Source organism: Ensifer sp. (assembly GCF_031989085.1).
In the GTDB taxonomy this organism is placed as follows: Bacteria; Pseudomonadota; Alphaproteobacteria; order Rhizobiales; family Rhizobiaceae; genus Ensifer.
In genome coordinates this window covers 106,389-127,403 of record NZ_DALZXU010000003.1, presented here as the reverse complement: position 1 = coordinate 127,403, position 21,015 = coordinate 106,389, and the positions used below count along the sequence as shown (strand labels likewise).

Sequence of the window (21,015 nt, the reverse complement as noted above, 5' to 3'; positions counted from 1 at the left end):
TGACCGGACTGATGAGGCAAAAGGCCGTTCGTTCGAGCGTTGCAATCTTTGCTGGCGGCACCCAACTAACACAAGCCATTCAAAGATCGAAGGAGCTGTGGTCTTGAGTTTGACACCGGAATTGCTTGGGCGTTCGCCCTTCGAATGGGGGCCGGTCGTGGCCGGAGCCTCCGGTGACGCCGTCTACCGGCGCAGCGATGGGCGAGCCTTTGCGAAGGTGGCGGACGCAGCACGGGTGGTGGAGCTCGCGGGCGAGCGCGATCGGCTCCTGTGGCTGCAAGACAGGGGCGTCCTGACGCCGGAGGTGATCGACTGGCACGTGGCCGAGCAAGGTGCCTGCCTGATTATGACCGCGATAGAAGGCGTGCCGGCCGCGGCGCTGTCGGCGACCGACCTGCTTTCGGCCTGGCCTTCCATGGCTCGGCAACTCGCAGCGCTTCATGCGCTGGATGCCGGCCAGTGCCCTTTCGATCGCAGCCTCGCGCCGATTTTCGGGCGAGCCATGGACGTGGTCGCGCGCAATGCCGTCAATCCCGATTTCCTGCCCGACGACGACCGGAAGACGCCCGCGGCTGAGCTGCTGGCACGGGTGGAGCGGGACCTGGCACTTCGCCTCGAGCAGGAGGCGACAGGCAGGGTGATTTGCCACGGCGACCCTTGCATGCCCAATTTCATGGTCGACCCCCATACTCTACGCTGCACCGGAATGATCGATCTTGGGCGCCTGGGAACGGCTGACCGTTACGCTGACCTGGCATTGATGATCGCCAACGCGCGAGAAAGCTGGGAGACGGCGGAGCAGGAAGGACATGCAGCGGCGGTGCTTTTCGAGACGCTGGGGGTCGCCGCGCCCGATGCTGCCCGCCTCGAATTCTACCTGCGGCTCGATCCACTGACCTGGGGCTGATGGTGTCCGATGTCGGCTTGCCGGATGAGGTCACGGGCACGACCGGCGTCGTGCCCGTGTGGCAATAGTGGCAGCAACCGCCTCGCCCTGACGGGTCTGGCGGTCGTGTCGCCGGCATCAGGTGACGCGAATGGCGGGTGCCCACCTGGGCGTTGCCCAGGCAGCGTTCCACGGATCGTCGGGCGGATCTCCCATTTCGGGGAGCCCGATGTCACGGCGCATCCGGTCGGAAAGGCCGGATGTCTGGTTTGTCAGCCGGTGATGCCGCCAGGCTGCCGGGACGAGGCCGGTTGCGGTTTTCCAGATGCCGAATGTGCGGCACAGGTCGTCGAGGGCTGCCGGCAGAGTGCCGGCGACCGGAAAGGATGTCTCGCGCATGTGTTTATCCCGACGCTTCGACGCGATCGGGTCCTCTAAAAGTTGATTTGGGCCTGGACGGGAATCGTCACGCCGTTGGCCGGTAAAGTTAGGTCAGTTGGGAAATGCCGAACCGTGGAAGATCAGCGTTCAGACGCTTTGTGAACCCGGCAGGGCAAAGCAGGATGCGAGTTGCATCCCGGGCACGACAATGAATCCACCAGGAAAGCGCATATTAAAGAGAGTATATGTCATCTCACGCCTCCTACAATGTGGGTTGCCGACAATGTAACGTCGCACGGGATTGCCTGTTCGGCAAGACGCAATTTCGGATTGAAAATTCTTGCTGCAGATATGTTGCCTGTCTGCAACAGAATACTTTCACAGGCCGCGATGGGGCGCCGCACTTCCAGCGACGAAACCACGTTGCTGTCCTGCGGGACGCTTCGGAACGACGCGGGTTTCCGGATCGCCGGCATCGGAAAGGCGCCGTCTGGCCGCTTTTGCCTGGTGATTTATGGCTGGGTGGCGGCGGGTCTGCTTGCCCTAATTCGCTGTATCCGCGGGTATATCGCGACCCGCGATCACCACGCGCTTTACCCAGGGCGGTGTGGCCGCCCTGGGGATATCGCCGCGCCCGCAGGCCCGGCCGTCGCGGAACAGCGTTACTTCAGCTGATCGGCGGCCTTTTCGATTGCAGCCGTTGCGCAGGCTTCGTCGAAATTGCCGCCCGGCGCGCCGCCGACACCGATTGCGCCGATGGTCGCATCGCCGGCCTTGATCGGAACGCCACCGGCAAGCACCAGGAAGCCCTCGATGTTGACCAGCTGTGCCGCTGCCGGGTTCTTGCCGACGTTCTCTGCCATTTTCGAGGTCGGCGTGCGCGACGATGCGGACGTGAACGCCTTGGCGCGGGCTGCCTCGACCGTGTGGGTGCCAGCATTGTCGGCGCGCACGAGTGCACGCAGCACGCCGGCGCGATCGACCACGGCGGCCGTGACGTTGTACTTGTCGGCGGCGCAGGCCTGAACGGCATTCACGGCGATCTCGACGGCAAGGCTCGACGGGATGTTCTTTTCGGTCAGCAGTTCGGCCTGGGCGGTGCCGGCGACGACGAGTGCGCAAGCCGTTGCGAGAAGGGTCCTGATCATGGCGTGGTTCCTATCCTTGTTCCGGAGGAAGCGGTTCGCTTTTCCGAAGCCAGAACTACCCAATTACCCCGACCGGCAGAATCCGCGACGCCACCACCCGGCATAGGTGGGACTACCTATTCCCGCCTCACACGGTACCCTTGTCCGCAAGCGTCAGCCGCACGAATTCGGCAACCGAGCTGGTTCCGAGCTTCTCGGCGATCTTGGCGCGGTGGGCATCGACGGTTCTGGCCGAGATGTTGAGCGCTTCGGCGATCTCCTTGCTCGCCCATCCGAGCGCGACCATGTCGAGCACTTCGCGTTCGCGTTCGGTAAGCCGGGCAAGCTGTTGGCGCGCCTCGCGCCTTTCCAGCCGCGCATCGAAACTGGCAAACGCCTGCTGCAGCGCTTCTACCAGTACCTCGCCGTCGACCGGCTTGGTCAGAAAATCCTGGATGCCGGCCTTGAAGGCGCGGCGGCAGGCGGCGACGTCGCCATGGCCGGTGATCATGATCGTCGGCCAGTCGATGCCGCGCTCGGCCAGCTTGGCATGCAGCTGCAATCCGGACACGAGCGGCATGCGCAGATCGACGATCAGGCATCCCGGCTTTTTCTCGTCGACATGGGCGAGGAAGGCCTGAGGATCGCCAAAGGTTTCGACGGTGATGCCGTAAGTGCTCAACAGAAAGGCGAGCGCCGCGCGCACCGCCTCGTCGTCGTCGATCAGATAGACCCGGTATGTGTTCACGATGGTTCCCGTTTGCGCGTGCGCGGCAGCGTAATGGCAAAGCATGCACCGCCATCCGGTGCATTCTCCGCCTCGATCCGGCCGTCGACGCGCTCGATGAGCGTCGCGCACAGCGACAGCCCCAGCCCCATGCCGTCGGCCTTGGTGGTAAAGAACGGCTGGAACAGCTTTGGAAAAGCCTGCGCGGCAATCCCCGGTCCATTGTCGCGAACGACGATCCTGATCTCCTGGCCATCGGCGCGCGTCTCGATCGCGATCTGCGGACGGGCGGTCTCAGCGCTCTCCAGGGCGTCGGCGGCGTTACGGATCAGGTTATGAAGCACCTGCTCCATCTCGATCGCATCGACGTCGGCTTTGAGCGTTTCGCTCGCCATGTCGAGCTTCAATTCGATGCCGCGGCGCTGAAGATCCGCGCCGGTCAGCGCCGCAATCTCGGCAACGATATCGTTGATCGCGCTCGGCACCGGCACGGGCGCCCGGTTGGACGCATAGTCGCGCATCCGTTTCAGCATCTCGCCCGCCCGTTTCGCCTCGCGGACATTGACCTCAAGCGCCTCGCGGATCAGCCCGATATCGGGTGTGTCGGCGCCGGCCAATCGCACAGCCGCCTGGCTGCGGCTCAGCATCGCCGTCAGGGGTTGTGTCAGTTCATGCGCGATGCCTGACGCCAGCTCGCCCATGGCGTTGACGCGGGAGGCATGCGCGAGCAGGGCCTGGCGCTCCTGCAGCAGCGCCCGGGCCTCCGCCTCTTCGGTCGACCTTTGCGATTTCTGGACGGCGGCCCGCTGGCGCAGCGCGAACATCAGCGCGAACGACGCCAGCCCTGCCATGGCGGCAAATCCGATCAACGGTCGCACCGGCAGCAGCTGATCGGTCGGCATCGCCCGCTCGAGTGCGAGCGAAATCTTCTGGCTGGCACTGTCGATCGTCGACTGGAAACGGAGCGGTGCGAGCAGCGGCGGTGCGCCACCAGCCGTCTCGTCCGCCGGCAGGTCGACCAGCGTTTGCGCGTCGAGGGTCAGCGTCAGATGCGCCCAACGCGGCTGCTCTTCAGGCTCGAGCAGATGGCGCGCGTCGATGGCGATCACCAGTGCCGCGTCCGACGGCGCCTGCGCTCGCTTGGCGAGCAGATACCGGCCATTCCGGCCGACATAGGCCTCGACCTTGCCGCGCTGCTGTCCTTCGATCGCGTCGCGCAGCGGCGCAAGATCCTCGCCGCCACCGGCGGGGACTTCGATCATCGTCCTCACAGCATGATTGCCTGGTGGTGCCGCAGTGGCGCCCTGCCCGGCCTTGTCGTCGAGCGAAACGAGCGCGAGCCAGGCGATGCGCGGGTAAAAGCGCGCGACGCTCTCCATGACCTGCCGGGTGGCATCCAGCCGTGCCGGCTCGGTATCGTCGGCAAGCGCGATCAGGCTGGTCATGTGGGCATCGTGCTGCGCTGCGCGCTGAGATATCAGGCGATGCAGCGTTCGACCCACTGTCGCGAGTTCGTCTCCGAGGCGCTGGCGCGACGTTTCGACCGAGTAAACCGCGAAAGCGACGACCGCCGCGAGCCACAGCGCAATCCCGATCAGCCAGGCTTTCAGGAGGCCGTTGCTCACGTCGAAGGGCCCGGGGTAGCCGATGGCTTGCGCGCTGCGCTGCCGTGAGCTTCAGCCCGATCAAGCGCGTGCAATGGCGAACGGCCGGTCAAATCAAACATGGCTCCGCTTTGTGGGCTGCGCATTTCCAACTCGAATTTTGGCCCGGCAAGATGGGGTCGTCAGCTCTCATAGCACGCAGGCGCGCAGATGAAACCCGGCGGAAGCGTGCGCGCGCGCTTGCGCGTGGCATGCAGCAGCCGCATGGCCGGCATGATTTGCTAATGGACGCCACAATCTCCATATGGGGAATAACACCAGAATTCGAACGTGATGCCGGCGCCGCAGCTTATCCTGCCGGGCGCAAAGGAGATGACATGGTCGGGATCCCAATGACACTGGAAGACATGAGCGCCCGCGAACGCAGCGGCATGCTGGAAACGGTTGCCGGCGCGCTGGAGGTTGTGGCCGAAGAGGCGGAGGACATGGGCGACATCCGTTTTGCAGCCCACTCGAAATGCGTCGCCTGCACGATCCGCGGATACACCGACAATCTCGGGGCGAAGGATCTGAAATCGGCCGAGCTGCTTCTCGAACTGGGGATCAAGCTCGTCCACCTGTCGTCGACAAGATCGGCCGATGCCGCCGGACACGAGCAGGCCCACGTCTGTCATTAGCGACGGCGGCAGCATAAACGACATGCCGGGCCGCGATCGCATGGGGCGAGCGCGCTTCAGGCTCTAGATGTTCATCGGCCGTCGGTCCGGGCAGATTGGCGCCCGATCGTCGCAAGGGCATCGGCCCGCTCGTTGCCGGCGAGCCCGCTATGGCCCTTGCACCAGGCGATGGCGAGCTCCGGGTTGCGGTCGAGTTCGCGATCGATCGCCATCCAGAGTTCGGCGTTCACGATCTTGCGGTTGCGGACCCTCGAATTGGCGCCGATCTTTCTCCAGCCATTGTTTCTCCAGATCCGCCGCCATTCGTTGCAGCCTTTGACGGCGTAGACACAATCGGACCACAGCGTGGCGCGTTCGCCAGGGGCGTGGTCGTTGAGCCAAAGCAATGCTTGGAGCAGGGCGGTCAGCTCCATCGTGTTGTCGCGGGCGTTACGCGCGCCACCCTGTTGCGATGCCGCTTCCGCCCCGTCGCGGTAGACGACGAATGCCCAACCGCCATTGCCCGAACGCGGCTCGTGGGAACCGTCCGTGAAAACGTCGAGACCTTTGGAGGCCGTCGGCATTACCGCCGTTGGCAAAGGGGAGCCCGGTTGGCTGGAGATTTCATCCATCGGTTGGTTGATCGCCCGTTCGCGTGACAATGGCGTCGATGGGCCCTGATCGGGCCTGACTGGGAATTGACCTAGCAGATTTTCGAGCATTTCCGACACGAAAACGCTGCTTATGCCATGGACAAAACCTGGCCTCTCCCGTGCGCTTCTACGGCATCCGCCGTATGGCCAGCCATGTTCCGGCCATGCACATAGGTGACCGTCTTTTTCAACGGCCGCAGGGACGTGCGCGATGCAGGTCAATCGATGGAATTACTACAGCGGCTTCGTCGTTTACCCAGCGGTCATCCTCATCCTTTCGGCCCTGGCTCTGCGGGCCGCGCCGGATATGGAATGGTGGCGTTGCGCGTCGTTGCTCGTTGTCGGCGTCATCGCCTGGACATTGGCCGAATATTGTCTGCATCGCTTCGTGCTGCACCACGTTGCGCGCATCCGCGACCTGCATGAGGCTCACCACCGCGACCCGCAGGCACTGATCGGCCTCCCGACAGTGGTCGGCGCCCCCGCCTCGTTCGTTCTGCTGTTCGCCCCACTGTGGTGGATCGGGGGCGTGGCCCTTGCCTGCAGCCTGACGGCGGGCTTCCTGCTCGGCTACGCCTGGTACCTCGTCGTGCACCATCTCTTGCATCACCGGCCGGCCCGCAAGGGGTCGTTGTTCTTCGCCCTCAAGCGCCGTCACGCGCTGCACCATCACGTGACGGCGGAAGGCAATTTCGGCGTCACGTCGGGGATCTGGGACCGGCTGTTTCGAACCGATATCCGGACGCATCGAAACGCGGCACGCAAACGGGCGGGAACCAAACTCGTTGCGCAATAGGCAGCCGGTGGCCGATCCCGCGTGAGCGGATCAATTCTTTCGGCAGGTGCAGGCGTCGTAGCCGTTGGCAAACAGCCTCCCGGCCTTCATGCCGATCCTTCCCGGCACGTCCTCGATCCGTGAAAGGTTGAGGGAGCGGGCGATCGCAATCGTCGCCTCGGCGCAGATGGCCGCATCTTCGGCGGCGTTGTGATGGGTAAAGGTCAGGCCAAGATGGCCGGCCAGGATGTTGAGCTTGTGCGAGCCCAGATGCGGCCAGACCTTCTGTGCCATCTTGACCGAGCAGAGATAGGACAGCTGGGGATAATCCTGCCGGTAGAGATCGAGGCAGGCGCGCCAGACACTGAAATCGAACGCGGCATTATGGGCGATCATCGTGGCGCCGAGAAAGTCGTCGGCGAACTCGTCCATCACTTCGGGAAATTCGCCGGCATCTTCCACATGCGCCGGGCGTATGCCGTGGATCGCGATGTTGAACGATGAAAAGCGCATGTCCTTCGGACGAATGAGCCGTTCCTCCACTCGCACCACCCGGCCGTCTTCGATCCAGGCGAGGCCGACCGAGCAGGCGCTGCCGCGCTGTTCGTTGGCGGTTTCGAAATCGATGGCGATGGTCTTCAAGGCGACGGTCCGGCTCGTTTCATGCGGGAAAGCCCGAGGTGCAGAAGCGCCCTCGTGCCGGACTGCTTTACCGGTGCCGCAGCGATTCTGCAAAGCATGCGGCCAGGCACACTCGGGCGGTCGTATGCGCGCGCGAGCTGCTTAGGCGCGATGTACGGCGTGACGTTTGCCCCGGCGCGGCCCCGTCAACGGATGAGAAACATGCGCGCGGTCTCGATTTCCCCACATTGAGAAGGTGATGTCGGTCGATGGACAAATCCGGCATCGTTTTCCTCATCCTGATTTGCGTGCTCGTGGCACTCGCTTTGAGCATCCTCGCCATCGAACCGGGGGTGGAAGCGCCGCCACCTCCAACCCCCGCAATCGCGCCGTGAGCAACGCTGCAACATGACGTTCGCCGGTTGGTGACCGGATGCCGGGCCTATGGCGTCTTGCCGGCTTGCTGTTCGCGAAACGCCTTTTCGCCCGCGTCCGACACTTCGACCCATTTCTGGTCGGGGGCTGCGTCCTCCACGTAGCTGTCGTTCCAGTTCCACCATTTGTAGGTCTGGGTTTGCGGATAGCCCTTAGGTGAATCTTCCCAAACCTCCTGTCGCCCCAGCGGCGTGATGTCGAGGTAGTTCCAGGTGCCGCCCATCTGCTCGTCGCCGCGGTTGTTGATGAAGTAGGTGCGAAACACCCGTCCACCGTCGCGATAGAATACATTGGTGCCGTGCCACTCGGCCACGCCGAAGTCGGCATCGAAATCGTCTGTTATCGTCAACCACGGCATCCGCCACCCCATGCGGGCCTTCAATCTTGCGATATCAGCCTGCGGAGCGCGCGAGACGAAGACCAGCGTCGTGTCGCGGGCGTTGAGGTGGGCGACATGGGCAACCTGGTCGGCAACCATGGAGCAGCCCCGGCAGGCGTGATCGGGCCAGCCGAACACGCCTGGCTCATAGAAGGCGCGGTAGACGATCAACTGGCTGCGGCCTGCAAACAGGTCGTCCAGGCTGACCCGGCCCGCCGGTCCCTCGAAGGCGTAGGTTTTCTCGACGGCCATCCATGGCATGCGCCGGCGTTCGGCGGCCAGCGCGTCACGCGAGCGGGTCTGGGCTTTCTCCTTGACCAGCAGGTTCTGGCGGGCCTCTTCCCAGGCTTGCGCAGACACGACCGGGGGTGTCTGCGGAGCGGTTCGTCCGCCTGCATCGTTTGCTGTCGGCATGGTGTTAAACCTCCTCGCTGGCGCGGGCGCCGTCGTGGCTGCCCGTCGCAATGAAGGACAGTTTCGCACCGAATGCGAAAACGCGGGAGTAACAAGTGTGACGGCATTCCGGGGACGAGCCGCCGGCATTCGCGCGCCTGTGCGATCCTTTGGCGTCAGCGGCCGACGGCGTAGGCAGCAAGGCCAATGGCGACAGTGAACGTCAATCCGGCAAACAGCATGTTCAGCGTGGATTGATATTTGCCGAGACCGTGGGCGGCGCGGCAGCCCGCCAGCGCTCCGACGGCGCCGCCACCGATGAACGAGATGGCGAGCGGCCAGTCGACCAGGCCCGAGACGGAGTAGCTTGCTCCCGTCGTCAGCCCGAAAGCGGAGATGGCGACCAGCGATGTGGCAATGGCGTTGATGGTCGGCATGCCGGTCGAAACCATCAGGCCCGGTACGATCAGGAACCCGCCGCCAATGCCGAAGAAGCCGGAAACGACGCCGGTTCCGGCACCGAAGGTGAGCACTTTCGGTGCATTTTGCGGGGTGCAGGCCGACATTGGATCGCCGACCCGGTGGCGCCGTTTGAGCATGGTGAGGCTGACGACGGCCATCAGCGCCGCAAAGAGCAGGAGCAGCCGTTGTCCGTCCAGCGCCTTGCCGATGGCCGCGCCAAGCCATGCACCACCGATGCCGGTGACGCTGTACATGGCCGCGCAGCGCCATTTCACCGTGCCGTGGCGCGCATGCATCGCCAGTCCCCAGAGCGCATTTGCCGCGACCGCCACCGCGCTCGTGCCGATCGCCACGTGTACATTGCTGACGCCGACGACATAGACGAGCAGCGGCACCGCGAGAATGGAGCCGCCACCGCCGAAAAGCCCGAGGCTGAAGCCGACGAGACTGCCGCTGAGGGCCGCCAGACCATATTGGATGAGGTCTAGCTCCATCGCAGGGCGCCCGCATACGGACATAACGATATGGCCGCGGCGCGAATGCGGGAGAATTGCCGCGACGAGGGCCGTGCGCGTGAACCTGACGGGATCAGGACCATGCGGCACCTTTCAGCGCGTCGATCGGCAGTTTCAGGTAGCGCTGGCCGTTGTCTTCCGGTTCCGGAAGTCTTCCGCCGTTGATGTTGACCTGCAGGGCATGGAGGATGAGCTTGGGCATCGGCAAGGTTCGATCACGCCCCTCGCGGAAGGCGACGAATTCGCTTTCGCCGGCATAACGCGTCAGGTGGATATTGCCCGCCTTCTGCTCGGCGACCGTGCTTTCCCACAGCGGTTTGCGCCCGTCGGGCTGATAGTCGTGGCCGACGAAGATCCGGGTATCATCGGCAAGAGCCATGATGTCGCGAATGCTGGTCCAGAGTGCCTTGGCGCTGCCGCCAGGAAAATCCGTGCGCGCGGTGCCGCTGTCCGGCATGAATACGGTGTCGTGCACGAAGGCGGCGTCGCCGACGAGGTAGGTGATCGACGCCAGCGTATGGCCCGGCGAGAACATCACGCGGGCATCGAGATTGCCGATGCGGAACGTGTCGCCATGGTCAAACAGCCGATCCCATTGCGATCCGTCCGTCTTCAGCTGCGGCCAGTTGTAGATATCGGCCCAGAGTTTCTGCACATCGACGATATGGGTGCCGATAGCCGTCGGCGCGCCGGTCTTGTCCTTCAGATAGGCGGCTGCGGAAAAATGGTCGGCATGCGGGTGGGTGTCGAGGATCCATTGCAGGTCGAGGTTCTGTGTCCGCACGAAGTCGAGCAGGCGGTCGGCATTGCCGGTCGCGACCGCGCCGGACTTTTCGTCAAAGTCGAGCACCGGGTCGACGATCGCACAGGCCCGGGTCTTCGGATCGCTGACGACATATTGCACGGACCAGGTGCGCGGGTCGAAGAAGGCTGCGACGTCAGGCCTCGTCATCGCTCAGGCTCCCATTGCCAGTGCTGCGCGCGGGAAGAAGATCGCGCGCGACGGGTCGAAATCATAGTGCTGTTCGTAGCGCGTGGCGTCGGCGGCAAGCCTTGCGACGGCGTCGAGGATGAACGCCACCTCTTCGTCCGAAAGCAGCACGCTGAAGTTCAGGCGGATGAAGCCGGGCTTCAGCATTTCCTGTCCTGAGAGAATGGCCTCGCGCAGGCGCTGCGATTGCTCTTCGTCGATGCCGAGCAGCCGGTGGACATAGGGGCCGGCGCAGGCGCAGCCGCCGCGCGCCTGGATGCCGAAGCGATCGCTGAGCATGCGGGTGACGAGCTGCTGATGGACATGGCCGCCCTTGCCGTCGCTGACGCGGAACGAGAAGATCGGCAGTCGCTGCGGCCCGAGCGAGCCGAGCAGTTCCAGCCGCTCGACGCCTTGCCATGCCTTGACCGCACGACGGGTCAGTTCGGCGTTGCGCATCCGCATCGCCTCGGGCCCGATCGCCTCCTTAACGAGGAAGGCAAGTGCTGCCCGGATATCGCCGACGACATTCGGGGTTCCGGCTTCCTCGCGGGCCTCGAGGCTCTGGCTGTAGTCGTGGCCGTTCGGCGAAACGAACTTGACGGTGCCGCCGCCGGGCCAGGATGGCTTGACGGTTACGGCAGCGTCGCGCCGCAGGATCAGGACGCCCGATGTGCCGGGGCCGCCGATGAACTTGTGCGGCGAAACGACGATGGCGTCGATCTCGGCGTCATCGCCCGGCGACATGTCGATCGGCAGGTAGGGGCCGGCTCCGGCATAGTCCCAGACCATCTTGGCGCCAGCGGCCTTGGCAATGCGGGTGACGGCCGCGACATTGGTGACGATGCCGGTGACGTTGGATGCGGCGGAGAACGCGCAGACGACAAGGTCGGCCGGCTCGCTCAACGCGTCCTGCAGGGCCGCGAGATCAGGCCCGCCATCCGGGCACTCGGCGATCTCGATCACCTCCGCGCCGCTTTCGCGCCAGGGCAGGATGTTGGAGTGATGTTCATAGGGGCCGAGCAGGATGAGCACGCGTCGGCCATCGGCAACCGCATCAGTAACGCCCAAGAGCTTGACCAGCCGGTTGATGCCGGCGGTCGCCCCGGAGCCCGCGAAAACGACCGCGTGCTCCGGTCCCGCGCCGCAGCAGGCGGCGATGACGGCGCGCGCATCGCGGCGCAGCCGGGTCATGAAGCCGCCGCAGTGGGAAGCCTCCGTATGGCTATTGGCGTAGTAGGGCAGCACCTGTTCGAGAATGAAGTGCTCGATCTGCAGCAGGGCCCGGCCCGATGCGACATAGTCGGCATAGACGAGCGTTCGCTTGCCGAAGGGACCGTCGATCTCGGCATTCTTGCCAACCAGTCCGGCCCGCAAGGCGGCGATCGCGTTGTCGCCTCCAAGGCTCTTTCGAAACGCATCGAGCGGAGTGCTCAGGTGTAGCTGGCGCGGGCACGGCGTCGTCATCATCTCCTCCTCCACAGGGCAGGCGATAATTCTAATCGATCGGTTGCATGCAAACCTCATCATTCTTATGCTTGAATTCGTCAAAATCGGGTCATATGATCGCTAAAATGGAAAAAATCGACGACATTGATATGCGGATTCTGTCCTGCCTGCAAAAGGACGGCACGATCTCGCAACGGGACCTGGCCGACCGAGTCGGCCTGTCGCAGAATGCCTGCTGGCGCCGCCTGCAGCGACTGAAGGACAGCGGCCTCGTGCTCGGCACCCACGCGGCGATCGATGTCGCTGCGCTCGGCTTCGATCTCACGGTGTTCGTGATGATCCGCACCCGCCATCACTCCAAGGAATGGGCCGACAATTTCCGCACGCATGTGGAGCGCTTGCCCGAGGTGACGGACCTTTACCGCATCGGCGGCGACTGGGACTATCTGATCAAGGTGGTGACGCGCGGCATGGCCGGGTACGACGCCTTCTACCAGAAGCTCATCACCGATTTCGACCTGATGACGGTCACCGGTTTCTTCTCCATGGAAACCATCATCAGCAACCGCATGCCGGACCTGCGCGGCCTCATGCGCTAGCGCCCGATGCTATCGCGTCTTCAGGCGATATCGAACGGCGTCGCGGCAGCAAGGAAGGTTTCGAGCGCCGGGTTCCGGTCGGAACGGCGCCAGGCCATGCCGGTTTCCACCGATGGCACGTGGCCGGCCAGAGGCAGATAGGTGGCGCCCTGCCGCTGAAGATTGGTCATCGATTGCGGGACCAACGCCACCCCGAGCCCGGAGGCGACCAGGCCGACGATCGTCTGCATCTGGATCGCTTCCTGATAGGTCGCAAACGGCACGTGGTGCTCGGCGAAATAACCCGAGACGATGTCGTGAAAGGCGGGTGCTGCCCGTCGCGGAAAAACGATGAGCGGCGCCTGGAAGAAATCCGCCGGCTCAAGCGCGGGCGCGCCAAATCCCTGTCGGCCTGCCTCGACCCAACTGGTCGGCACGGCGGCAACCAGCGGCTCGCTGAGGAGTGGTCTGTAACAAAGGCTCTGGTGAAGCGAGGCCTTGCTCGGCGCGATGATGAGGCCGACATCGACCTCGTCGGCAAGCAGTGCCTCTATCTGAACGTCGCTGGTGGCCTCGCGCATGGTCAGTTCCACATGCGGATAGGCAGCGCGATAGCGGCCGACCATTTCGGGCAGAACGCTGTAATCGGCCGTGCTGACGAAGGACAGGCGCAGCGAGCCTATCTCGCCGCGCGACAGCCGCCGGGCCGTGTCGGCGAGGCCGCTTGCTCCGTCGAGCACCTGGCGCACATGGGCGAGCCATTGCCTGCCGACGGATGTCAGCTCCACGGTCCGTTTGGTGCGCTCGAAGAGCTGGACGCCGAGTTCCCTTTCCAGGGCCTGGATCGATTGGCTGAGCGGCGGCTGAGTCATGTTGAGACGAGCGGCCGCCTGGCCGAAATGCAGTTCTTCGGCGACGGCGACGAACTGGCGAAGCTGCCTCAGATCCATGATGGGCGGTCCAAGTGATATGTCATGCGACTTATTTGAGCTTTAAAAGTATATTTCACAACCGTTTTGACGGCCAGTAAACTCGACCGCGAACCAAATGACGGAGAGGAACATGGCTCACAACGAACGGTCCCGGCACATTACGCAGGGCGTCGCGCGCTCACCCAACCGGGCAATGTATTATGCGCTCGGCTATGAGAGGGCCGATTTCGACAAGCCGATGATCGGCATTGCCAACGGCCATTCGACGATCACGCCGTGCAATGCCGGGCTGCAGCCGCTGGCAGATGCGGCCGTGGCCGCCATCAAGGCGGCCGGCGCCAACCCGCAGGTCTTTGGCACGCCGACAATCTCGGACGGCATGTCGATGGGCACCGAAGGCATGAAATATTCGCTGGTGTCCCGCGAGGTGATCGCCGACTGCGTCGAAACCGCGGTTCAGGGGCAATGGATGGACGGCGTGCTCGTGCTTGGCGGTTGCGACAAGAACATGCCGGGCGGCATGATCGGCATTCTTCGCGCCAATGTGCCGGCGATCTACGTCTATGGCGGCACCATCAAGCCGGGCCACTGGAAGGGCCAGAGCCTCTCGGTCGTCTCCGCCTTCGAGGCCGTCGGCGCCTTCATGGCCGGTCGAATGAGCGAGGAGGATTTCGAGGGCATCGAGCGAAACGCCTGTCCGTCGACCGGTTCCTGCGGCGGCATGTACACGGCCAACACCATGAGCTCGTCCTTCGAGGCGCTCGGCATGTCACTTCTCTATTCCTCCAACATGGCCAATCCCGATCGGGAAAAGCTGGAGAGCGCTGCTCAGTCGGCGACGGCTCTGGTCGAAGCCGTCAAGGCGGGCATCACGCCTCGCAAGATCGTCACGCGCCAATCGATCGAAAACGCCGTCGCCTTGATCATGGCGACCGGCGGTTCGACCAATGCGGTGCTGCACTATCTCGCCATCGGGCATGCGGCCGAGGTCGAGTGGACGCTCGACGATTTCGAGCGCGTCCGCCGCAACGTCCCCGTCCTGTGCGACCTCAAGCCGTCGGGTCGGTACATGGCCGTCGATCTGCACCGGGCGGGCGGCGTACCGCAGGTGTTGAAGATCCTTCTGAACGCCGGCCTGCTGCATGGCGATTGTCTGACGATCACCGGAAGGACGATCGCGGAGGAGCTTGCAGCCGTTCCCGACGAGCCCCGTGCCGACCAGGACGTCATCAGGCCCTACCGGACACCGATCTATCGCGAGGGTCATCTCGCGGTGTTGAAGGGCAACCTCGCCGAGGGTGGCGCCGTCGCAAAGATCAGCGGATTGAAGAGCCCGGTCATGACCGGTCCCGCGCGTGTGTTTGAGGACGAACAATCGGCGATGGACGCCATCCTGTCCGACCGGATCAGGCCCGGCGATATCCTCGTGCTGCGTTATCTCGGGCCTAAGGGCGGCCCCGGAATGCCCGAGATGCTGGCGCCGACCTCGGCAATCATCGGCCGGGGCCTGGGCGACAGCGTCGGCCTCATCACCGACGGCCGCTTTTCGGGCGGCACCTGGGGCATGGTGGTCGGCCACGTCACACCGGAGGCTTTCGAGGGCGGCACCATCGCGCTGGTGCAGGAGGGTGACCGGATCGTCATCGATGCCCATCGACAGTTGCTGCAGCTCGACGTCGGCGAGGAAGAACTCGCACGACGCCGCAGCCAGTGGCATCAGCCGGAACCCCGCTACAAACGCGGCGTCCTCGCCAAGTTCGCGGCGCTGGCCCGCCCGGCCAGCGAAGGCGCCGTTACCGGTTGAATGGCTTCGGGTCGTTGCTCGAAGGCTCCGCCGCACCGGCTGTGTCTTCGAGGCACTCCGGAAAAAGCAGCGCAGCATTGCCATAAACGTCGAGCGCCGAACTATTGAGGTCCGGCCAACGGTAGTGGCCCGGTTGCGGCACAAGCCCAGTCGTTAATCGGAGGTTAACGATATGAAAATGCGACTTTACGTATGTGTAAAATGAGGGTTGGCCCATCCCAGCCCAATTGCTAGTTGAGCTTCGGGGAAGCCCGCTGGTGATTCATGCGGGAAGGGTAAGATTTTGTCACGTTTTGTTTCTGTTCTGTGGGCATTTTTCGCTCTTTTTGTCGTTGCGTTGAGCGTACCGCAGGTCGCAATGGCTGCTCCTTCGGCCGGTTGCACGGCGATCAATTCGACCTGGGGCACGGGGCAAACGTTCTCGGATCGCGACGAATTGTGGCAAGAGGGGCTGACGTTGAACGTCGGCGAAGTGCTTTCGTATCACGCGACGACGTCGGGCAACCTCAACGGCGCCAATAGCCCGGACAACGGGTCCGGATTCGCGCTTTATACTGAATATACCAAGGAGGTTTACGGAGTAATCCTGCAAGAGCATGGCAGGTCGGGCGCCGAGCTCGACCTGAGTGGCACCTATGCCGTGTCTGACGCCGGCAATCATGTTGTCTATGCCTGGAGCAATATCAGCGGCGGCACCGTGCATGCCACCGTCACTTGCTCGTGGCCATCCTCCCCGGATGCGACCTTGCAAAGCCTCGCGCTGAGCGCCGGCGCGCTAGACGACACATTTACGCCCGGCCGGATCGAATACCGCGCCTCGGTTTCCAATGAAATCGACTCGATCAAGATTACACCGACGGTCACGGACGCCGCGGCGACGATCACCGTCAACGGCGTAGCGGTTCCGTCAGGGAGCGCCTCTGGTTCGATCCCCCTTTCCGCCGGCCCGAACACGCTGACAATTGCAGTGACGGCCGAGGACGGCGTGGCAACGAAGACCTACACCGTGATCGTGACACGCGCGCCCTCGACGAATGCCGACCTGTCGGGCCTGTCGCTCAGCAATGGCACGCTGTCACCATCATTTGCCGCCGGCACGATGTCCTATACGGCCTCAGTGCCTTACGCCACCTCGTCCGTGGCAATCACGCCCGATGTCAGCGACGCCACGGCGACGGTCACGATCAATGGCGCGACGGCGACGCCAGGGGTGGCAACCATCCCGATGCCGCTTGCCGTTGGCGACAATACGTTCACGGCGATCGTAACCGCGCAGGATAACGCGACGACAAAGACCTACACGGTAACCATCACGCGCGCTCAGCCGCCTTCGACCAACGCGAATCTGACAGGCCTGAGCTTGAGCGCCGGCACGCTCGCTCCGGCGTTCGATGCCGATGAGACGTCCTACGCTGTATCGGTTCCCCATGCGACGACATCTCTGGCATTCACACCCACGCTCGACGACCCCAATGCGACTGTGACGGTCAACGGGGCGACGGGCACATCCGGCAATCCCTCGGGCGCGATTGCGCTTGCGGTTGGCACAAACACAGTGACGACGGTCGTGACGGCTGAGGACGGTACGACGACGAAGGCCTACACAGTGACGGTGACCCGCGCCGCGTCCTCGGATGCCAATCTGTCGGGGCTCTCGTTGAGCAACGGCACCCTGTCGCCGGTCTTTGCTGCCGGTCAGACGTCCTACACGGCCGCCGTTCCCAACACGACCTCGTCGTTGACGGTGACGCCGACGGCAAACGAAGCCAACGCCACGATCACGGTCAACGGCGCGACCGTTGCGTCGGGGGCCGCGTCAGGCTCGATTGCGCTCACCGTTGGCCAGAATACGCTTACCATCGTTGCCACGGCCCAGGATGGCACGACGACGCAGACCTATACGGTGACGGTGACCCGCGCGCCTTCGGCGAATGCTAACCTCGACGGTCTGGTGTTGAGCGACGGTACATTGTCGCCCTCGTTTACCGCGGCGACGACCTCCTATACGGCCACGGTGCCGAATGCGACGTCGTCGCTGACCGCGACTTTCTTAATCGGCCATTCGGCGGCGACCTTGACGGTCAATGGCGCCGCCGTCACGTCGAACGTGGCGACCGGTCCCATTTCGCTCAACGTCGGTGCGAACACCTTGACGGCGATTGTGACAGCCGAAGACGGCACGACGACAAAAACCTATACCTTGACTGTGACCCGTGCGCCTTCGGCAAACGCGGACCTGTCCGGCCTCTCGCTCAGCGCCGGAACGTTGTCTCCGGCGTTTGACGCCGGTGTCACATCCTATACGGCCACCGTTCCCAATGCGGCTGCATCGCTGACGGCAACGCCCACGGTCAGCGACACCACGGCGTCGGTTACGGTCAATGGGGCGACCGTCGGTTCCGGTTCTGCCTCCGGACCCATCGTGCTGGCGGTCGGCGCCAACGTCGTGACGATGGCGGTGACAGCGCAGGACGGCACGACCAAATCCTATATGGTCACGGTAACCCGGGCGGCGTCGGCGAATGCGGACCTGGCGAGCCTGAGCTTGAGCGCCGGCACGCTCTCGCCGGCTTTTGCCTCGGGTGTCACCACCTACACGGCCGCGGTTCCCAATACGACGACATCCCTGACGGTGACGCCGGGCGCAAGCGAGGCGACCGCGACGATGACGGTCAATGGCGCAACCGTCGCTCCCGGTTCGGCCTCCAGCACGATCGCGCTTGCCGTTGGCGCCAACGTCATAACGACGATCGTCACGGCCGAAGATGGGACAACGACGAGCACTTACACGGTGACCGTGACCCGCGCCGCATCGTCGAATTCCGACCTGTCCGGTCTATCCCTGAGTGCCGGCACATTGTCCCCGGCATTTGCGACCGGCACCACCAGCTACACGGCTTCCGTTCCCAATACGACGACATCGCTGACGATTACGCCTGATGTCAGCGATGCGACCGCAGCGATCACGGTCAATGGCGCGACGGTCCCGTCGGGTGCAGCCTCCGGGCCGATCACGCTTGCGGTCGGGCCGAACGCCCTGACGACGGTAGTGACGGCCGAGGACGGCACGACGACCACCTATACTGTCACCGTGACGCGCGCGCCGTCGACGAACGCAGACCTGTCCGGCCTGTCGCTCAGCAGCGGCACGCTATCTCCAGCGTTTGCGACGGGCACGACGGCCTACACCGCATCGGTCCCCAATGGGACGACCACATTGACATTGACGCCGACCGCAGGCGATCCGACGGCGACGATCACCGTCAACGGTGTGACCGTGGCGTCGGGCGCGGCCTCGGCCTCCGTTGCGCTTGCCGTCGGCAACAATGTCATCGCCACGGTGGTGACGGCTGAGGACGGCACGACGCAGACGAGCTATACGCTGACGGTCACCCGTGCGGCCTCGACCAATTCGGAACTCGCTGGCTTGGCTTTGAGCAGCGGTACACTGTCGCCGTCGTTTGCATCCGGCACGACGTCCTATACCGCGTCCGTGACCAATGCGACGACGTCGCTGACGGTGACGCCGCTGGTGAGCGACGCAACGGCGACCGTGACGGTCAATGGCGTGGCCGTCGCTTCGGGTGCCGCTTCGGGAGTGATCCCGTTGTCGATTGGTGCCAACACCGTGACGACGCTCGTCACGGCTGAGGATGGCACGACACAGACGAGCTATACGGTCGTCGTCACCCGTGCGATGGCTGCTTCGACGGATGCCAGGCTCGCGGGCCTTTCTGCCAGCGGCGCCACGCTGTCTCCGGCCTTTTCGGCGAATGTGACGTCCTACACCGCTGCCGTTTCCAATGCGACGACGTCGTTGACGCTGACGCCTGTCGTCAACGATGCGGCGGCGACGGTTACGGTCAACGGGGTTGGGGTCGCGTCGGGCGCGGCTTCGGGCCCGATTTCGCTCGCAGTTGGTTCAAACACGGTGAACACGGTGGTGACGGCCGAGGATGGTTCGGTGAACACCTACACTGTGACCGTCACCCGCGCTGCACCTGCCGCCTCATTCGCATTCACGCCGGCAGCCGGCGCACTTCCGTCGGCCATGGCCGGCGAAAAATATGCCCAGCCGATATCGGCCTCCGGGGGCAATGGTGCTCTGCTCTATGCCATCAGCGCCGGTACGCTGCCCAATGGCATGGTGCTGAACGTCTCGACCGGTGAACTGACCGGGCCGCTGAGCGAAGATGCCGAGGTCAAGGACTATAGCTTCACGATTTCCGTCACCGATGCTGCTGGCAGTTCGGCGAGCGCCGCCTATACGCTTCAGGTTACTGCGCGTGAGGTCAGTGCTCCCGACCAGACCGTCAACGTTCCCGCCGGATCGTCGCCGCCGAATGTCTATCTGAACGGCGGAGCAACGGGCGGCCCCTTCAGCGACGCCCAGGTCTTGACCGTGACGCCCGCCAACGCCGGCAAGGCGGAGATCATCGAGGGGGAGTTGGCGCAGGTCGGCGCATTCGCGCCGGTCGGCTACTATCTCAAGTTTACGCCGGACCCGGCTTTCTCGGGCCAGGTCAGGATCGGCTATCAGCTGACGGCCGCCGCCGGGACCTCCAATGTCGGGGTGATCACCTATAATCTGAACTTCGACGCGAATGCCGTCGTCGGCGAAATCGATAACCTCGTGCGCGGCTTCGTTCAGGCCAGGCAGAATCTGCTGGCGTCCAGCATCCAGGTGCCGGGTCTGCTGGAGAGGCGTCGCATGCTGACGACAACCGATCCGGTGACCATGCGCCTGTCGCCTTCGACGGACGGGGTTGGCATGAGCTTCGCCACCAGCCTGGCGCAGCTCGAGGCGGCGAGAAACGCGGCGGATGGCATCGACGGCGAAATCTCGCCGCTCAACGTCTGGCTCGATGCCACGATGATGTTGCACAACCGGAAACAGAACGACGATCGCTGGGGCGGTTTCGGCCTGTTTTCGGCGGGTATCGACTATCTGCTCAACGAAAAGGCGCTGATCGGCTTCTCGTTCCATATCGATCACATGACCGATCCGACCAAGGACGACGCCGAGATCCGTGGCACCGGTTGGCTTGCCGGACCCTATACATCGCTCGAACTCATGCAGGGCATCTTCTTCAACGCCAGCCTGCTCTACGGCGGTTCCAGCAACGATATCGACACGGCCTTCTTCGACGGCTCCTTCGACAGCAGCCGCTGGCTGTGGGACAGCTCGATAACAGGCCAATGGGTTCTGGATGAGGATACGATCGTCACGCCGAAACTGCGCGCCGTCTATCTCAACGAGGATGTCGACGACTATGGCGTCCACAACGATGCCGGTGGCGAGATCGGGCTCGAGGGCTTTGCCCTTGAACAGTTCCGGGTGAGCCTCGGGGCGGAGATCGAGCGGCAGTTTACGCTGGAGAACGATTTGACCCTCAAGCCACGGGTGGGTGCCTCGGCCGGTTACTCGGGTCTCGACGGTAGCGGCGTCTTCGGCTCGGTGCAGGCGGGCGTCTCGCTCCAGGCAAGCGAGGCCTGGGTCATCGACGCGAACCTGCGCGCCACCGTCGAAGGCGATGGCGAAGCCTATGTCGGTGCCCGCGTCGGGGTCGGTGGCCGCTTCTAGAGCGCCACAATTCCCTTGCTGGCGATCCGCCGAATTAAAACAGCCGCTGTCGTTCCGACAGCGGCTGTTTGCGTGATGGGCGCT

At 63.9% G+C, this 21,015-nt stretch carries 17 protein-coding genes and 1 pseudogene; 7 read left to right on the top strand and 11 right to left on the bottom strand.

Annotated features, from left to right (window positions below):
- Window positions 1-103: 103 nt before the first annotated feature.
- Window positions 104-907 carry an APH(3'') family aminoglycoside O-phosphotransferase gene (locus tag RTP54_RS17685; protein WP_312364648.1) on the top strand — a complete coding sequence of 268 codons (804 nt, stop codon included), beginning with the start codon at window positions 104-106 and terminating at the stop codon, window positions 905-907.
- A gap of 117 nt (window positions 908-1,024) precedes the next feature.
- Here the strand turns inward: RTP54_RS17685 and RTP54_RS17680 are convergent, their stop codons facing one another.
- A complete protein-coding gene (locus RTP54_RS17680; protein WP_312364646.1) occupies window positions 1,025-1,285 on the bottom strand; it encodes a DUF1127 domain-containing protein in 261 nt (86 codons plus the stop codon).
- A gap of 249 nt (window positions 1,286-1,534) precedes the next feature.
- Here RTP54_RS17680 and RTP54_RS17675 point away from each other — a divergent pair, with 249 nt between their 5' ends.
- The gene (locus RTP54_RS17675) at window positions 1,535-1,942 is read left to right on the top strand and encodes a hypothetical protein (protein WP_312364645.1); all 408 of its coding nucleotides are present in this window, start codon (window positions 1,535-1,537) and stop codon (window positions 1,940-1,942) included.
- Here the strand turns inward: RTP54_RS17675 and RTP54_RS17670 are convergent.
- The 3 genes from RTP54_RS17670 to RTP54_RS17660 all read right to left on the bottom strand — a co-directional run bounded on the left by RTP54_RS17670 (window position 1,930) and on the right by RTP54_RS17660 (window position 4,746).
- Entirely contained in the window at window positions 1,930-2,415 is a 486-nt protein-coding gene (locus tag RTP54_RS17670; RefSeq protein ID WP_312364643.1) for a heme-binding protein, read from the bottom strand. The two genes, RTP54_RS17675 and RTP54_RS17670, sit on opposite strands and share 13 nt — an antisense overlap.
- A gap of 127 nt (window positions 2,416-2,542) precedes the next feature.
- Window positions 2,543-3,142, bottom strand: a complete 600-nt coding sequence (locus RTP54_RS17665; protein WP_312364640.1) for a response regulator — start codon at window positions 3,140-3,142, stop codon at window positions 2,543-2,545.
- Window positions 3,139-4,746 (bottom strand): ATP-binding protein, encoded by a 1,608-nt coding sequence (locus RTP54_RS17660; protein WP_312364638.1) that lies wholly within the window; start codon window positions 4,744-4,746, stop codon window positions 3,139-3,141. Before RTP54_RS17660 ends, RTP54_RS17665 begins: the two co-directional genes overlap by 4 nt.
- 356 nt (window positions 4,747-5,102) lie before the next feature.
- On the opposite strand from RTP54_RS17660, the gene RTP54_RS17655 reads away from it, so the two are divergent.
- Window positions 5,103-5,402, top strand: coding sequence for a hypothetical protein (locus tag RTP54_RS17655; protein ID WP_312364636.1), 300 nt, complete (start codon window positions 5,103-5,105; stop codon window positions 5,400-5,402).
- A 71-nt stretch (window positions 5,403-5,473) separates the two neighbouring features.
- On the opposite strand, the gene RTP54_RS17650 is transcribed toward RTP54_RS17655, so the two are convergent.
- Window positions 5,474-6,013, bottom strand: a complete 540-nt coding sequence (locus tag RTP54_RS17650; RefSeq protein ID WP_312364634.1) for a ribonuclease H — start codon at window positions 6,011-6,013, stop codon at window positions 5,474-5,476.
- A gap of 232 nt (window positions 6,014-6,245) precedes the next feature.
- Between RTP54_RS17650 and RTP54_RS17645 the strand changes: the two genes are divergently transcribed.
- Window positions 6,246-6,830, top strand: a complete 585-nt coding sequence (locus RTP54_RS17645; protein WP_312364633.1) for a sterol desaturase family protein — start codon at window positions 6,246-6,248, stop codon at window positions 6,828-6,830.
- Window positions 6,831-6,860: 30 nt separating this feature from the next.
- Here RTP54_RS17645 and RTP54_RS17640 read toward each other — a convergent pair whose 3' ends face one another.
- The 5 genes and pseudogenes from RTP54_RS17640 to RTP54_RS17620 form a co-directional block, all read right to left on the bottom strand.
- Window positions 6,861-7,451: a 3'-5' exonuclease gene (locus RTP54_RS17640; protein ID WP_312364632.1), complete on the bottom strand. Its 591-nt coding sequence runs from the start codon at window positions 7,449-7,451 to the stop codon at window positions 6,861-6,863.
- Between the two features lie 421 nt (window positions 7,452-7,872).
- Entirely contained in the window at window positions 7,873-8,658 is a 786-nt protein-coding gene (locus RTP54_RS17635; protein ID WP_312364630.1) for a DUF899 domain-containing protein, read from the bottom strand.
- Between the two features lie 155 nt (window positions 8,659-8,813).
- Entirely contained in the window at window positions 8,814-9,593 is a 780-nt protein-coding gene (locus RTP54_RS17630) for a sulfite exporter TauE/SafE family protein (RefSeq protein WP_312364628.1), read from the bottom strand.
- Window positions 9,594-9,687: 94 nt separating this feature from the next.
- Window positions 9,688-10,569 (bottom strand): annotated as a pseudogene (locus RTP54_RS17625) (MBL fold metallo-hydrolase); the annotation flags it as partial.
- Complete coding sequence (locus RTP54_RS17620; protein ID WP_312365027.1) at window positions 10,570-12,051, bottom strand: aminotransferase class V-fold PLP-dependent enzyme; 1,482 nt, start codon at window positions 12,049-12,051, stop codon at window positions 10,570-10,572. It abuts the pseudogene before it with no gap.
- A gap of 95 nt (window positions 12,052-12,146) precedes the next feature.
- Between RTP54_RS17620 and RTP54_RS17615 the strand changes: the two genes are divergently transcribed.
- Entirely contained in the window at window positions 12,147-12,632 is a 486-nt protein-coding gene (locus RTP54_RS17615; protein ID WP_409517159.1) for an Lrp/AsnC family transcriptional regulator, read from the top strand.
- 20 nt (window positions 12,633-12,652) lie between these two features.
- On the opposite strand, the gene RTP54_RS17610 is transcribed toward RTP54_RS17615, so the two are convergent.
- On the bottom strand, window positions 12,653-13,561 hold the full coding sequence (locus RTP54_RS17610) for a LysR family transcriptional regulator (protein ID WP_312364625.1): 909 nt from the start codon (window positions 13,559-13,561) through the stop codon (window positions 12,653-12,655).
- Between the two features lie 112 nt (window positions 13,562-13,673).
- On the opposite strand from RTP54_RS17610, the gene ilvD reads away from it, so the two are divergent.
- Both ilvD and RTP54_RS17600 read left to right on the top strand, forming a co-directional pair.
- Complete coding sequence (ilvD, locus tag RTP54_RS17605; protein WP_312364623.1) at window positions 13,674-15,347, top strand: dihydroxy-acid dehydratase; 1,674 nt, start codon at window positions 13,674-13,676, stop codon at window positions 15,345-15,347.
- 358 nt (window positions 15,348-15,705) lie between these two features.
- Complete coding sequence (locus RTP54_RS17600; RefSeq protein WP_312364621.1) at window positions 15,706-20,931, top strand: cadherin-like beta sandwich domain-containing protein; 5,226 nt, start codon at window positions 15,706-15,708, stop codon at window positions 20,929-20,931.
- Window positions 20,932-21,015 lie beyond the last annotated feature (84 nt).